Consider the following 17,677-nt stretch of genomic DNA (forward strand, 5'->3'; position numbering starts at 1 on the left):
CCGGGGCACTGCTCGACGATTCGGTTCCGGCTAGGTGGTGAGGGTCGATCGGAAGTGCTCTGTGAGGACCAGTCCGATTGCGCGGAGCGCGTCGGGTTCGGTCATCCGTTCGTGCCGAGTGGGAATGTCGTGTTCGGTGATATTGCCGGTGATGTGGTCGTTCCATGCGAGCGCCGGACAGGGGTCGTCGTCCGTGTGGTCGGCGGCGTTGAAGTAGATCAGGTCACCGTCGAAGAGTGCCGGCCGGTGGTTCCAGGCGAGGTCGACCAGTCGGGTGTAGTCCTCACGCAAGATCACGAGATGTTCGGGGGTCACGGCTGTGAGGAGTCCGCCTTGGCGATGCAGCAACTCGATTGCGGCCTCGATGGTGAGGTCGGCGGGGTCCTGAGGTACGGCGAGGCCGCCGAACTCGGCGAGCATGTCCCCGATGCTCGGTGTGGGAGCGCGCACGCTGCGGGCGGTGACGACGCGGGTGTCCATCATGGCCAGGGTGGCGACAGGGTCGCCTTCGCTGCGGAGTTGGACGGCGATCGCGTGGGCGATGGTGCCGCCGAGTGAGTAGCCGAGCAAGTGGTAGGGGCCGTGCGGTTGGACGGCCCGGATCTCCTGTACATAGCGATCGGCGAGTCGGTCGAGCGTTTCGTACCGTGCGGTGGGCTCGGTGAACGCCGGGGACTGCAGCCCTCGGACGGGACGGTCGGGGTCGAGGTGCTGCACGAGTCCGCTGAAACCCCAGGCCAATCCGATGGCTGGATGGACGCAGAACAGTGGCGGGCCGGTTCCGGCGGCGCGCAGCGGGAGCATGACCGAGAGTGCTTCGCCGGGGTCTTGTTCGTCGATGATGTGCTGGCGGGTGTCGATGCGGTGGGCCAGTAACTGCGGCGTCGGGTCGGTGAAGATCCACTGAACCGGCACGTCGACACCGGTCGACTCCGCCAGCCGCGCCACCAGTTGGGTGGCGGCCAGCGAGTTGCCGCCGAGGGTGAAGAAGCCATCGTCGACGCCGGCCCGTTCGATGCCGAGGGTCTGGGTGAAGGCGTCGCAGACCGCGGCCTCGAGCGGAGTGGACGGTGCCCGGAACCGGGCCGGGTGCCCGTCGGGTGGGGGTAGGGCTTTGTAGTCGAGTTTGCCGGTGGTGGTGCGGGGGATCCGGTCCAGCACCATGATCGAGGTCGGGATCATGTGAGTGGGTAGCCGGGTTGCGAGGTGGGTGGTCAGTGCGGTGGTGTCGGGTGTGGTGTGGGGGGTGGGTACGACGTAGCCGGTGAGTTGGTTGGTGCCGTTGGGTTGGGCATGGACTGTGACGGCTGCGTGGGTGATATCCGGGTAGCTGCGCAGCGCGGTCTCGATCTCCCCGGGTTCGACGCGGTTGCCCTGGATCTCGAGTTGTCGGTCGCTGCGGCCCCGGTAGTGCAATGTTCGGTCGGCGGTCCACGCGACCAGGTCGCCGGTGCGATACATGCGCGTCCCGGCCGGCCCGTACGGGTCGGGGATGAATCGGGCTGCTGTCATTGTGGGTTGCTTGTGGTAGCCGCGGGCCAGGCCTGGTCCGGACAGATACAGTTCGCCGACTACCCCGGGTGGGACGGGGCACAGTCGGCGGTCGAGTACGACGGCGGTGAATCCACGGGTCGGGCCGCCGATCGCCATCGGGCTGTCCGTGCTCGTGGTCGAGGGAGTGTCCGCGCAGCTCGTGATCGTGGTTTCGGTAGCCCCGTAGCAGCTGATCACTGTGCGGCCCGGTGTCCATTGGTTCGCCAGGTCCGGTGGGCAGGTCTCGCCGCCGATGACCAGGGTGTCGAGGGTGTCGACGAGTCCGTCGGGGTGCATTGATGCAAGCACTGTCGGGGTCATCGCGGCATGGGTGACGCGTTCGGTGTTGATCACCCCGGCCAGTTCGGGGCCGGCGGCCACCAGTGGTGGAGCGAGGATCAGGGTGGCTCCGGCGGCGGCGGCGCCGAGCCATTCGAGGATCGAGACGTCGAAGCTCGGCGTGGCAGCCGCCAGCATTCGCGAGGTCGGGGTGAGGCGGAACCGTTCCCGCGTGTCGGCGGCCAGGTTCGCTATCCCGGTGTGGGTGACCACGACCCCTTTGGGGGTCCCGGTGGAGCCCGAGGTGTAGATCAGGTAAGCGGGGTGCTGCGGTCGTAGCGTGGTTGTTCGTTCGGGGTCGGTGACCGTGGCAGGGGACGCCGACGCTGTCGCCGAGGCGAAAGAGGGGTCGTCGAGGACGAGCCATCTGGTGGTGTCCGGTAGCTGGTTTCGGTGGGCCCCGAGGGTCAGCCCGACGGCGGCGCCGGAATCGGTCAGAATGCTTGTGATCCGGTCGTGCGGATGGGCGGGGTCGATTTGAACGAACGCGCCGCCGGTCTTGGCGACCGCCCATACGGCGAGCACAGCCTCGATGGAGCGCGGCAACGCCACGACCACGAACGATTCCGGCCCTATCCCGGCATTGATCAGTACCCGCGCCCACCGGTTCGAGGTTTCATCGAGTTCGCGGTAGGACAGTCGTGTGCCGTTGCATACCACCGCTTCGGTGTCCAGCGTCATCGCGGCCGTCAACACCTGCGGCAACACCGACATCGCCTCGCCGGGAGGACCGTGAACGGGTACCAGCGCTGCTCGCTCGACCGGCGATAGCAGCTGTAGTCGGTTGAGGGGGAGTTCGATATGTGTGGCCAGGGTGTCGAGCACTCGCAGCACCCGGTCGGCGATGGCGTCGATCTGGTGCCGTGTGAACAGTTCGGGCAGGTATTTGAAAGTCAGGTGCAGCCGGGTGTCGTGCTGGACCATCAGGCCGAGCGGAAAGTGCGCCGCGTCACGGCCGTGCACGTCCAGGACGCGCATTCCGGCGATATCGGTGTCTTCGGACAGCCCGGCCGAGTCGATCGGGTAGGACTCGAACACGGTCGCGGTGTCGAATATCGCGGCGGGACCGGCCACCTGTTGGATGCGGGCGAGTCCGAGGTGGTGATGGTCGAGCATCGCGCCTTGCTCGGTGTGTATTCGCCGTAGCAGCTGGGCGAGGTTTTCGCGGTGGTCGAGCCGGACCCGCACGGGCACCGTGTTGATGAACAGCCCGATCATCGATTCGATACCGGGGATCTTTGGTGGCCGCCCGGAGACTGTGGTGCCGAAGACCACATCTTCGCGGGCGGTCGCGCTCGCGAGCACGATCGCCCAGGCGGCTTGGATGACGGTGTTGAGGGTGGTCTCTTGCTGGTGGGCCACGGCGACCAGGGCCGCGGTGCGGTGTTCGCTCAACCGCACCTGGACCTCACGCGCGGCAGCGGACTGCTGGCGGCCGCGGGCTTCGGGCGCCAGCAGAGTCGGCTCGGTGACACCCTCGAGTGTCCGCGCCCATGCGGTTTCCGCCGCGTCCTGATCCTGGGCCTCGAGCCACATCAGGTAGTCGCGGTAGGGACGCACCGGGGCCAGCGTCCCGGGGTCGCTCTCGGTCGCGTAGAGGGTCAGCAGTTCCCGGATCAACAGTGGCGTGGACCAACCGTCGATCAGGATGTGATGAATGGTCAATACCAACTGGTACCGCTGGGGGCCGGTGGCAACAAGTGTCAGTCGCAGCAACGGCGCCGCGGTCATGTCGAAGTGGCGGTCGTTGTCCATGAGCCGATCGAGCGCGGCCGCGGTGTCGGAGCACTCGGCCAGGTCGATCTGGGTGAACGGCACCTCGACATGCCGATGTACCACCTGAACCGGATCGCTGGCGCCGTCGCGCACGAACGCGGCCCGCAGGTTCGGGTGCCGTGCGACGAGCGTCTGCACCGCACGGCGTAACCGGTGCGCGTCGACGCGCCCGCCGAGTTCGATACAGAGTTGCACGATGTAGCCGTCGCGGGCGTCGGCGGCGAGCTGGGCGTGGAACAACAGCCCCGCCTGCAGCGGTGTGAGCGGCCAGATATCGTCCAGTGCCGGATGCTGGGCCTCGAGCCGGTTGATCGCGGCCTGGTCGAGGTCGACGAGGCCGATGTCGGAGGGCGTCAGGCCCCCGGCCCCAGGCCGGGACGCGTGAGCGGCGAGAGCCGTCACCGCGTCGCGCCACAGGTCCGCGAGGTCGGTGACCTCGGCGGAAGTGAGCAGGCCGGCCGGATAGTCCCAGGTCGCGGTCAGAGCCGGCCCGTCCGGCGTGTCCACGGTGACCGCGTTGACGGCCAGCAGGGCTGCTATGGCCGCGTCGGGATTCTGCACACCGCCGCGGTTGGCGTCGCCTTCGGCGGGCATCCACTCGCTGTCGCGCAACGCTTCCGGAATGGTGTCGAACCGGCCCAGATAGTTGAAGCTCACCTGCGGGTCGGGCAGGGCACCCAGAATGCGGGCGGTATCGGCGTTGAGGTAGCGCAGCAGCCCATAGCCGATCCCGTGGTCGGGAACCTGGCGGAGTTGTTCCTTGATCGATTTGATGACCGCTCCGGCGGCAGCCCCAGCGGCGAACGCGTCGTCGATGTCGATGTCGGCCAGGTCGAGCCGCACCGGGTAGGTGGTGGTGAACCATCCGACGGTGCGGGTGAGGTCGGCACCCGGGAGCACCGTGTCGTGGCGACCGTGGCTTTCGAGGGTGAGCAGTGTCTCGGTGACGGTGTTGCCGTGGCGCCGCTGCCATCGAGTCAACGCCAGCGCGAGCCCGGCGACGAGGGCATCGTCCACGTTGCCGTGGAACGCCCCGGGCAGTGTGGTGAGTACGGCGCGGGTCACCGCGGTAGGTAACCGCACCTCGACAGTGGCGACGGTGCCCTGCACGTCCACGACCGGGTCGAGCGGGCGGGCCCCGATCGCCGGATCAGCAGCGCTGAGCGTGGACCGCCACCAGTCGAGTTCATCGAGGTTCCCCGCGGCGGTGTCCAGGCCGTGCGCCCAGCGTCGCATCGACGTACCGACCGGCGCGAGCCGCGGCGGTTGCCCGGCACTCACCTGGGCCCATGCCGCAGCGAGGTCGGGCACGAGGATCCGCCACGACACGCCGTCGGTGACCAGATGGTGTACGACGACGAGCAGCCGCCCCGGCTGTCCGGGCGAGTCGAACCACACCATCTGGAGCATGACTCCCGCCCCGGGGTCGAGGCGCTCGGCGGCCGCATTCGCCTCCGCGTCGACAATCGCGGCGAACGCACTGCTGTCCGGCGCCGCATCCACCGACGCGCGCCGGATCAGCCCGGCAGCGGATACCCCGGCCGGGGGTACCTGCAATGCCCAACCCGATGGATACTCGGGGTCGGGGTGCAATCGGGCCCGCAGCATGTCGTGGTGATCGATCACCGCTTGCACGGTGGCGCTGATTCCGGCGATGTCGATGCCGGTCGGCAGCGTGAGCATCACCCACTGGCAGAAGCAGTCGAATCCGCCGCGCTCGAACAACCAGCACATGATCGGCGTCGCCGGCATCGGACCCACACCCCCGCCGGGCAGTTCCGACGGAAGGGCGGTCGCCGCGGCGCTGTCGCGCACGGCGATCCGGGCCAGCCCGGCGACCGTTTTACACTCGAACACATCACGCACGGAGAACACCAGACCCGCCGCCCTGGCGTAGGTCACCAACTGGATCGACACGATACTGTCACCGCCGAGAGCGAAGAACGAATCGTCGAGGCCGACCGTGTCGACACCCAGTACCTCAGCGAACAGTCCCGCCAGCGTCGACTCCACCTCGGTGACCGGTGCCCGGAATCCGGCTCGGCTCCTGTGGAATTCGGGCTCGGGTAGTGCGGCACGGTCGAGTTTGCCGTTCTTCGTCATCGGCAGCGCGTCCAGCATCACCACGGTCGCGGGCACCATATGCGGGGCCAACCGCTGCGCCGCGAATGCGAGGACTACAGCCGGGTCCAGGTCGGCGCCGGACTCGGGCACCACGTACCCGATCAACCGCTCGCCGGTGCCCGGGCCTCGGTCCACGGTCGCTACCGCGCGGGCCACACCCGCGCAGGCCAGCAGACCCGATTCGACCTCGCCGAGCTCGATGCGGAAACCACGAATCTCGACCTGGAAGTCCGAGCGGCCCACATAGTCCAGGACCAGGTCCCCTTCCGGTTGCCGCCGCCAGCGCACCAGGTCCCCGGTCCGATACATGCGTTGTCCCGGGGCTGCGAAGGGGTCGGCGACGAACCGCGACGCCGTCAGATCCATCCGGTTGTGGTAACCGCGAGCCAGACCCGGACCCGCGAGATACAACTCACCCACAACCCCGACCGGTACCGGCCGCAAGCACGCGTCGAGCACAACATCACCGACGCCGCGGATCGGCCCGCCGACCGTCACCGCCGCCGACGGGTCCAGCGCCGCACTGATATTCGTCATGATGGTGGTCTCGGTCGGGCCATATCCGTTGTGGAACGCTCGGCCCGGCGCCCACCGGACGACCAGTCCCGGCGGGCAGGCTTCGCCGCCGGCGACGAGCACCCGCAGGCCGTCCAGTCCCGTCGGGTCGACCGACCCCAGCGCCGACGGGGTGATGAAGGCGTGCGACACCCGCTGCTCGATCACCAAGCGCCGCAGCTCTTCTCCGCCGTATGTAGTTGTCGGCGCGATCACCAGTGTCGCCGTGGCCTCGATCGCCATCAACTGTTCGAGCACGGCCGCGTCGAAGCTCGGTGAGGCGAGGTGCAGGATCCGCGCCGACGGCCCCACCGCGTACCGGTCACGTTGCTCGGCAGCGAAGTTCGCCAGTCCGGTGTGGGTGACGATCACGCCTTTGGGCCGACCGGTGGATCCGGAGGTGTACATGACGTACACCGGGTGGGCCACCTGCAGCGGTACTTTTCGTTCAGCCGGCGTGATGGCCGCCGCGGAGGTGGTGGCGAGATCGGCTCGAAGCTCGGGGGCGTCGAGTATCAGCCAGTCGATCATGCCGGGCAGCTCTGCCGCTACCGTCGATACCGTGATACCGATCCGGGTGCCGGAATCGGTCAGCATGAACGCGATCCGGTCGGCAGGGTAGGTGGGGTCGATCGGTACGAACGCTGCCCCCGACTTGGCCAGCGCCCATACCGCCAGTACCGACTCGATCGACCGCGCCAGCCCCACCGCAACGGTTGTTTCCGGTCCCGCACCCCGACCGATCAGGAGTCGTGCCAGCCGATTCGACTCGGCATCCAGCTCACCGTAGGTCCACCGGCGATCCCCGCACACCACCGCGACCGCCCCTGGATTCCTTTGCACCGCCTCGGTCAACAACTCCGGCAGGACTCGCCCCGGTACGGCCGGATCACCCGACACCGGCGTCAACTCCCGGTATTCCGCCGTGGAGAGCAGATTCAGCCGGGCCAGCGGCAGATCAGGGTCGGCGGTAACGACGCGGATCACTCGCAGGACCCGCTGCAGGGTTGCATCCATCGTGTCGTGGTCGAAGAGTTCGGGCAGGTACATGATTTTGAGGCGCAGTCGCGTGTCGATATGGGCAACCACTCCCAGCGGATAGTGCACGGCGTCGATCCCGGTCACGTCGATCAGCCGCATCCCGGCGATATCGGTGTCCGCGGTCAGCCCGCCACGATCCACCGGGTAGGACTCGAACACCGTCATCGTGTCGAACACCGCACCCTGCCCGGCCACCCGTTGGATGTCGGTCAGTCCCACGAGCTGGTGATCGAGCAGCGTGACCTGCTCCGCCTGGATTCGGTCGAGCAGTTGCCCCAGGCTCTCGGCGGGGTCGAGCCGGACGCGCACCGGCAGCGTGTCGATGAACAGCCCGATCATGGATTCGACGCCCGCGAGCTGCGGAGACCGCCCGGAGACCGTGTTACCGAACGTCACATCCGCTCGGGAGGTCAACCCGCCCAACACGATCGCCCACGCCATCTGGAGCACGGTGTTGAGGGTGACTCCACGGGACCGCGCGAGGCCGGTCAGCGCCGTGGTCTGCGCCTCGGTCAGTTCGCCTGCCACCTCACGTGATTCGGAATATCGACGGCCGGGATCGCCCGGAGCCACCAGGGTCGGCTCGTCGGCGCCGTCGAACGCGCGGGCCCAGGCATCCAGCGACGCAGCCGGGTCCTGCCCGGCGATCCACGCCAGGAAGTCCCGGTAGGGGCGAACACGAGGCAGCATCGAGGTGTCGCCGTCGGTGGCGTAGAGCACCAGCAACTCCTTCAGCAGCAGCGGCGTCGACCAGCCGTCGAGCAGCAGATGATGATTGGTCAGCACCAGCCGGTAGTGCTCCGGCCCCATGGTGACCAGCATCCAGCGCAGCAGCGGGGCGCGAGCCGGGTCGAGCCGGGTCGCGCGGTCCGCTGCCATCAGTCGATCCCACTCGCGATTGCGTGCGCCGTCGTCCAGCTCGGACAGGTCGAGCTCCGACCATGGAGCCTCGACGTCTTCATTGACCACCTGCACCGGTCCGGCAGCGGTGTCCGCGTCGAAGGCGGTGCGCAAATTCGCATGCCGGTCGAGCAGCAGCTGCGCGACTCGGCGCAGCCGCTCCGGATCGACGTACCCGCGCAGCTCGAGGACCAGCTGCATCACGTAGGCGTCCACAGCCTCCTCGGACACCAGCGCATGGAACAACAACCCCTTCTGCAACGGAGTCAACGGCCAGACGTCGCTCAACGCCGGATACCTGTCCTCGAGTCGCTCGATCTCGGACTGCCCGAGTCGGACCAGATCCAGATCCGAGGGCGTCCGGCCTCCGGATCCGGAACGATGGGTATGTGCCGCCAACGCGGTCAATACCCGACACCACGACTCCGCCACCGCACGCACCTGGACGTCGGTGAGGACCCCGGCGGGATACGACCAGATCGCCCGCAACCGTGGTCGGTCACCGTCGTCGAGGGTGAGGGCATTGATGTCGAGTACCGCGGACACCGGCATATCCGGATCCCGCGCACCGGCGAGCTCGCCACCGCCGAGGTCACCACCACCGTCCACCGGCATCCATCCGACCGCCGCCATCCCGTCGGGAATCCCCGGCGCACGGCCGAGGTAGTTGAACCCGATCTGCGGCACCGGCAGACTCCCGAGAATCGGTGCGGTGTCCTCATTGAGATACCGCAACAAGCCGTAGCCGATCCCGTGGTCCGGAACAACCAGAAGTTGCTCCTTGACAGATTTGACCGCCGCACCCAAAGCCGGCCCACCCGCACCTGCGTCGTCGAGATCGATGCCCGAAAGATCCAGGTGCACAGGAAAACTCGTGGTGAACCAGCCCACCGTCCGGGTGAGATCCGAGCCCGGTAAGGCACCATCCTCACGGCCGTGCCCTTCGAGACCGATCACCACGTCCGCGAGCGAACCACCGGATGCCTCCGTCTCGAACCCACGCCGCCACTTCGTCACGGCCACTGCCAGTGCGGCCAGCAGCCCGTCAGCGACACTGCCGTGGAACGCCGCGGGCACCTCGGTCAACAGCGCCTCGGTCACCTCGGGGGACACTTCGACCTCGACGGTGCGGGTGGTGGCAGCCACGTCGGTCACGGGGTCCAGGGGCCGGGACCCGATCACCGGGTCGTCACCGACAGTCATCGCCTGCCACAATTCGAGTTCGGCGACCCGCTCCCGGCGTTGGGCTGCCTCGACCAGACCGTGCGCCCACCTGCGCATCGACGTCCCGGCCGGGGCCAGATCGGGTGGCTCGCCGGACTCGATCCGCGCCCAGGCGAACGCGAGGTCCGGTACCAGCACGCGCCAGGAAACCCCATCGATCACCGAATGGTGCACCAGCATCAGCACCCTGCCCGGCTCTGCCGTATCCACCGGGTCGAACCAGACCACCTGCATCACGATCCCCGCACCCGGATCGAGCCGGTCCGCCGCGGCATCCAACTCCGCCGCCACCAACGCACGGAACTCGACGCTTCCCGGCCTCCCCTTCATCGCCACACGCTGGATGACGTCGTCGGCCCGAATCGTTGCGACCGGCAGCACCTCCCACGTCCAGCTCCCGTCCTCGCCCGGGCGCAGCCGCGCGCGCAGCATGTCGTGCCGATCGAGTACCGCCTGCACCGTGCCCGTCAGTCCTTGTCGGTCGATCCCCGCGGGCAGACCCAGAACCATTGCCTGCGACAAGCGGCCGAACCCCGGCTTCGCCCACTCGAGCAGCCATCGCATGATCGGCGTCAGCGATATCGGCCCCACACCCGCGCCGGGCAGTTCCGTCGGAGGAGCGATCGCCGCAGCGCCGTCGCGGGCGCCGACCTGGGCCAGCCCGGCGACCGTCTTACGCTCGAACACATCGCGGGGGGAGAACAAGACACCCGCCGCCCTGGCCCGTGTCACCAACTGGATCGACATGATGCTGTCTCCGCCGAGGGCGAAGAACGAGTCGTCGAGACCGATCGTGTCGATGCCCAGTACATCGGTGAACACTCGAGCGATCGTGTGTTCTATCGGCGTCTCAGGCGCTCGGAACGCCTTGTTGTCGGTGAATACCGGATCTGGCAGCGCCTTGCGGTCCAGTTTGTTCGTCGGTGTCAACGGAACGCGGTCCAGCACCATGATCGAGGACGGGACCATATAGGACGGTAACCGGGCGGTCAGATGTTCGGTCAGCGTGGCGGTATCGATCGAGTGATCCGGCGCGGCAACGACATACGAAACCAGCGACTCGGCCCCAGAGTCGTTGCGGTGGCCGATGGTGGTGGCGAACCCGACGGTCTCGTGGGCAGCGAGTACCGCATCGATCTCGCCGAGTTCTATGCGCAGGCCCCGAATTTTCACCTGGAAGTCGGTGCGGCCGAGATGCTGGATCGCTCGGTCGGCCGTCCACCGGACCCTGTCCCCGGTGCGGTACATCCGTCCACCGGGTCGCCAAGGGCAGGCTACGAAACGCTCGGCCGTCAGGCCCGCCCGGCAATGATATCCGCGGGCCAACAGCGGACCGGCAATATACAACTCACCCGCCACACCGACCGGCACGGGCTGCAGCCGCTGATCCAGCACCCATTCCGAGACACCGCGAATCGGGCCACCGATCGTGATCAGCTCACCCGCCGCCAACGGAGCGCTGTGGTTCGTCACGATCGTGGCCTCGGTCGGACCGTAGACATTGCAGAACTCACGACCGTCGCTCATCCAGCGGCGCACCAGCTCCGGCGGGCAAGCATCACCGGCGGAAACGACGAGCCGCAGATTGTCGAGTCCGTCCGGATCCACCGAACTCAGGGCCGCCGGTGTGATCACCACGTGGGTCACCCGCTCGCGGCGCAGCAACTCGGCCAGCTCCGCGCCGCCGTAGGTGCCGGGCGCGGCGATCACCATCGTGGCGCCGGGACCCGCTGCGAGCAGCAACTCCGAGACCGACGCATCGAAGCTCGGTGACGCGATATGCAGGGTCCGCGAGTCCGCGGTCATCGCATAGCGTTCCCGCTGTTCGGAATCGAGCGCGGCCAACCCGCCGTGCGTCACGGTCACACCCTTCGGCACCCCCGTGGAACCCGAGGTGTAGATCAGGTAGGCCGGGTGCTGCGGCCGTAGCACGGTTGTGCGTTCGGGATCGGAGATCGGCTGGGCACCGCAGGCCTCGTCGATGTCGTCGGGTGTCAGCCAGTCGATGTCATCGGGTAGTTGTGAGCGCACCGATGCCGTGGTCAGGCCGATGGCTGCCGTCGAATCGGTCATCATGTAGGTGATGCGTTCGGTGGGGTAGGTCGGGTCGATCGGCAGGTAAGCAGCTCCCGATTTGGTAACCGCCCATACCGCGAGGACCGAATCCACAGAGCGCGGCATACCGATCGCGACGATGTCTTCCGGGCCGATACCTCGTTGGATGAGCAGGCGCGCCAATTGGTTCGAACGCTCGTCCAGCTCTCGGTAGCTCAGCTGCTGCCCGTCGAACACGATCGCCGTGGCGTCGGGATCCTGCGCGGCCGCCGTGCTCAGCAGGTCGGCCAGGGGGGTGGGCGCCACGGTCGGCGCACCGGTACGTGTCAGCAGATCGGCTTGTTCGGCGGGCTCGAGTATCTCGATCGTCCCGACCGGAACCATGGGATCGGCGGCAACCGACTCCAGTACCCGGATCCACCGATGCACAAGAGAATCTATGGTCGTCGCGTCGAACAAATCCGTGGCATAGGTGACCGCTACCGCGATATCGCCGCTGTCATGGTTGTCCGACAGCACGAATTGCAGGTCGAAGCGAGACACCTCGGTAGGCAGGTCGACCACCGACACCGCGAGACCGGGCAGCTCGAGCTTCACCTGTTCCAGATTCTGGAATGCCAGAAGCACCTGGAACAACGGGTGCCGGGCCTGAGAACGCTGCGGAGCAAGGTGGTCCACCAACTGCTCGAACGGAACAGCGGCGTGCCCGAAGGCGTCCAGGTCGACCTGTCTGATCCGGTCGAGCAGATCGGTGAACGGTTCATCGAGATCGATGAAGGTCCGCAACACCAGGGTGTTGACGAACATGCCGATCACGTCGTCGAGCGCGGCTGCACCACGCCCGGCGATCGGCGTGCCGATCGGAATGTCGCTGCTACCACTCATCCGGGCGAGCAGGACCGCCAGCGTGCCGTGGATCACCATGAAGAACGACGAGCTATGTTGCTGTGCAAACTCTTTCAATTCTCCGACCATCCCGGCGCGCAACGAAAAACTCACAGTGGCACCCCGATTCGACATCACCACCGGCCGCGGCCTGTCGATCGGCAGACGAAGCTCCTCGGGAACTCCGTCCAGAGTTTCGGCCCAGTATCGGATCTGCTGGGCGCACAACGATTCCGGGTCGTCGGGCGAGCCGAGGCCGGCTCGTTGCCATAGTGCGTAGTCCGCATACTGGACAGGCAGTGGTGTCCACGACGGGGCTTCACCGCGAATCCGTGCGGTGTACGCAGTTGTCACGTCGCGGGCCAGAGGTGTCATCGAGAAGCCGTCCGCGGCGATGTGATGCACCACGACAGCCAGTACGTATTCGGGTTCCTTGCTGCCGAGCGCACGGAACAATCGGGCACGCACCGGCACCTGGGCGCTCACGTCGAAGCCCTCGATGACGAATTCGGTCACCGTTGCGATCAACTGGCTCGGCAGAACCGCTACCGGAGTCAGTTCGTGGTCGACGTCGTCGGCCGATTCGATCAGCTGGATCAGTACTCCATCACGGTCCGGGTACCGCGTTCGCAAAGACTCGTGTCTGCGCAGCACGTCGACCATGGCCGATCGCAGGGCCTCGACGTTCACCTCACCGCGTAGCCGAATGGCGATCGGCATGTTGTATGCCCCGGAGCCGGGTTCGTACTGATTGAGGAACCACATCCGTTGTTGGGCCGGTGCCAACGGCACGAGCACAGGGCGTGGCCCAGCGATCAGTGGCGGGCCGCGCCCCGTGCCTGCATTCCGCTCTACACGAGCTGCGAGTGCCGCGGCCGTGGACGCCTCGAACAACAGTCGCACGGGAATCTCGGTATCGAGCGCGGCCCCGAGCCGCGCGGCAATCCGCGTCGCTACCAAGCTGTCTCCGCCGAGGGCGAAGAAGGAATCGTCCACACCGACCCTGTCGACACCCAGAATATCTGCGAAACACCGGGCGACGATCCGCTCGGTCGACGTCCCAGGCGCCCGGAAAGGCCTGTCATCAGCGAACACCGGCTTCGGCAGCGCCTGCCGATCCACCTTCCCCGCCGGCGTCAACGGAAAACGATCCAGCACCATGATCGACGCCGGAACCATATACGACGGCAACCGATCACCCAGATACTCGGCCAACACCGCCGTATCGATCGAACACCCCGGCGCCGCAACGACATACGAAACCAACAACTGCGCCCCCGCATGACCACGACAACCGACAGTCGTCGCATATCCCACAGCATCATGAGCCATCAGCGCCGAATCGATCTCCCCCAGCTCGATACGCAGACCTCGAATCTTCACCTGAAAATCCGAACGACCCACATGCTCGACCGCCCCCTCGTCCGTCCACCGAGCCACGTCCCCGGTCCGGTACATCCGCTCACCCGGCGCCCAAGGACAAGCAACGAAGCGCTCCGCCGTCGTACCCACCCGAGCGTGATACCCACGAGCCAACAAACCACCCGCAACATACAATTCACCCGCGACACCGACCGGCACAGGCTCCAACCGGGAATCCAAAATCCACTCCGACACACCACGAATCGGACCACCGATCGTCACTGCACCACCCACAGTCAGCGGGGTGCTTTGGTTCGTCATGATCGTGGTCTCGGTCGGACCGTAAGCATTGAAGACCGCACGACCGTCGCCGGCCCAGCGCTGTACCAGCTCCGGCGGGCACACCTCACCGGCCACGACGACCACTCGCAGAGCATCGAGCCCGGCCGGATCCACCGACATCAACACGGTCGGCATAACCACCGCGTGCGTCACTCGCTCGCGGCGCAGCAGATCAGCCAACTCGGCGCCTCCGTAGCTGCTGGGCGGGGCGATCACCATCGTCGCCCCGGCGCCTACCGCAAGCAGCAACTCCCAGACCGAGGCGTCGTAACTCGGCGATGCGAAATGCAGGGTCCGCGAAACCTCAGTTGCCCCATAGCATTCCCGCTGTTCGCAACTGAGCGCGGCCAACCCCGCATGCGTCACCGTCACCCCCTTCGGTACACCGGTGGAGCCCGAGGTATAGATCAGGTACGCCGGATGCTCCGGGCGAAGTACGGTTGTCCGTTCCCTGTCGGAGATCGGCTGAGCACCCGAGGTTTCGTCGAGGTTGTCCGAAATCAGCCAATCGATATCATCTGGCAACTGCGCACGCACAGCTGCCACGGTCACGCCCACAACCACCCCGGAATCGGCCACCATGTGAGCGATCCGCTCCCTCGGATAACCCGGATCGACCGGCACGAAAGCCGCCCCCGACTTCGCAACGGCCCAGACCGCCACCACTGAATCCACACAACGCGAAATACCCACCGCAACCACGTCCTCGGGGCCCGCACCACGCCGAACGAGTAACCGGGCCAACCGATTCGAACGCTCGTCCAACTCCCGATAACTCAACCGCCGCCCATCGAACACGACCGCCGAACCATCAGGGTTGCGCCCCACCGCCGCAGCCAACAGCTCCGGCAACGTCATCACCGGCGCGGCGGCGTCACCCGAATGCGACAACAGGTCGGCTCGCTCGGCAGGCTCGAGCATCTCGACAGCGCCGACCGGAATCGTCGGGTCGGTGGCTACCGATCGGAGTATCCGTATCCATCGCTGCGTGAGGGAGTTGACCGTTGCCTCATCGAACAAGTCGGTGGCGTACGCGATCGTGGCTGTCGAGTCACCGCCGTCGTGGTCCTGCGAGAGTATGAATTGTAGGTCGCAGCAGGATATTTCGCTGGAGAGTCCGAGCGCCGGCAGTTCGAGGTCGAGTAGTCCCGGTTCGACCGGTTCCAGGTTCCGGAAGGCCAGCATCACTTGATACATGGCGTGTCGCGACCGGGATGGCGGGTCCACCGCTTGTTCCAACGGAACATCGGCATGATCGAACGCATCCAGATCAACCCGCCGAACCCGACCGAGCAAATCGACGAACGACTCGCCCGGATCAATCTCCGTCCGCAACACCAACGTATCGACGATCCCGAGCGCCCCCACACCACGCCCCGCAACCGGCGTACCAACCGCAATATCAGCGCTGCCACTCATCCGGGCGAGCAACACCGCCAACGCACCATGAACCACCATGAACAACGAAGAATCATGCTGCCCGGCAACATCTTCCAACGCCCGAACCAGTCCGGCGCCCAACGAATGGACGACGGTGGCGCCCCGATTCGACATCACCACCGGCCGCGGCCTGTCCACCGGCAAGCAAAGTTCCTCGGGAAGATGCGCAAGCGCAGCCCGCCAGAACGCCAGGTTCTCGCGGCGGCGGCGGATCCCGGCGGTGTCGGCGGCGCTGCCGGGGTCGACCTGTCCGAGCTCGGTGTCCGATGTGGCGGCAGTGAACTCGTCGAGGAACTCCATGAATCCGGTGCGGTGCGCCGACAGTTCGAGGTCGGTGTAGAGGTTGGGATTGGCCAAGAACTGGAGGATCGTCCGCGGCGGATCCCCGGTCTGATACACATCGACCAGCAAATCCTCGACCGGGCCGGAGCTGAGGATGTGGAATTCCCCGGTCACCGATCCGAACTGGATCTTCTGGGCGAAAAGCATGACGTTCACCACCGGGCCCGCGAAGCGGCGCTGTGTGGCACGGGTCCCGGTGGCGGCGCGGATGTCGGCGAGGCCGCACCTCTGGTGCCGCAACACACCCACCAGATCGGACTGCACCCGCAGGGCCAGCGTCGCGACGGTGTCCCCTGGATCGAGGACGATCGGAAGCGGTGCGATATTGACGAACACCCCCGCGGACCGCCGCAGCACGGCGGTCGTGCGGCCCGACACAGGAATGTTGACCAGGACCTCGTCCCGGCCGGTTTTCCTGGCCAGGTAACAGCCGAATGCGGCGATCACCACCGCGGCCGGGCTCGCGCCCAACGCTTTCGCCGAATGATCGATCCGCCCCACCGTCTCCGCCGACAGTTCGGTGATCGCGACAACACTGTCCGCGCACGCGGGGGCGTGCCCGGCAGCCAGGCCGAGTTCCTCGCCGACGCCGGCGAGTCTGTTCACCCAATAGGTCTGGTCGTCGGTGAACCGCTTCGACTCCCGGTAGCTGCGGTCGGCCTCGTACAGGGCGCGGATATCAGCCGCCCGGTTGGGCTCTGCCGTGCGGCCCTGCACCGCCGCCGTATACAGCGCCGCAATCCGATTCACGATCATCATCGCGCCGTAGCCGTCCAATGCGACGTGGTGGCTCCGGCAATACAGCAGATAATGCCGATCCCCGACCCGCACGATCGCCGTGGCGACCAACCAGTCCCGGGTCATATCCAACGGCGCGGTGTACTCCCGGCGCATCCACTCCAAGCCTGCCGCGACGGGATCCGGTGCGCTACGCACATCGATCACCGGTCCCGCCACCTGCAGCGACGGGTCGTACAACTGAGACGGCTGCCCCTCGGTCTCTACCAGTCGTAGATACCCCGACTGGAACTCGTGGCCGGCTCGAATCGCCGTCTTACGCAGCAGATCGACGTCGAGGTCGCCCTGGAACTCGACGTACTGCGCCTCGGATATCGGCACATCCGGACTCAATTTCTGCGCCAGCCACAACCCCTGCTGCCCGGCGGACAGCGGTATCGACTGTACGGCCGACGCGTCCGGCTCGATATTTCCGTTCGATCCGAGGTCGAGCTGCGGTCGCGGAACAGTCATTAGTCCTTCTCACCCCGACGTCGGCAATCATAACTCGAACCACGTTCGTGTACACGGCCGGACGCTGAAACAGTTTCCATATCCATGGCCGAACAGCAGAAACTTGGTGACTTTCGGCCTTCGATTAGACGGCGGAATATTCTTTCCGTTTCGGCATTTGTGCACTTCGTCGGCCTCGGGAGTGAATGTTATCAATTCTCGACCATTCGTTCATACCTGGCCGGCGGCCTGGCGTCATAGCCGAATATGCAGGTCAGAGCCTTGGAATCGCAGGCGGAAGAGTGGCCGCGGGCATCCTCACTGTCCGCCCCGCATGGCGTTCACGCTCTCGCCGGAATTCTCCGCACGTTGGCCGCCGGTGGTGAATACACACCCGAATTCGCATGTAATAGTACTACATTCGGCGATGACGGCCCGACTCCTTCGGATCGTGAATCCCACGGTCCCGGCCGCTGGAATCGGGAGTCGACCCAAGGCTCCGACAGACAGGTCGGATGGTCCATTTCGT

1 protein-coding gene is annotated in these 17,677 nt (G+C 66.4%); it reads right to left on the minus strand.

Annotated features, from left to right (window positions below):
• Positions 1–30: 30 nt before the first annotated feature.
• Entirely contained in the window at positions 31–17,169 is a 17,139-nt protein-coding gene (locus tag OG874_RS25950) for an amino acid adenylation domain-containing protein (RefSeq protein ID WP_330249746.1), read from the minus strand.
• Positions 17,170–17,677 lie beyond the last annotated feature (508 nt).

This window comes from Nocardia sp. NBC_00565 (assembly GCF_036345915.1).
Classification (GTDB): Bacteria; Actinomycetota; Actinomycetes; order Mycobacteriales; family Mycobacteriaceae; genus Nocardia.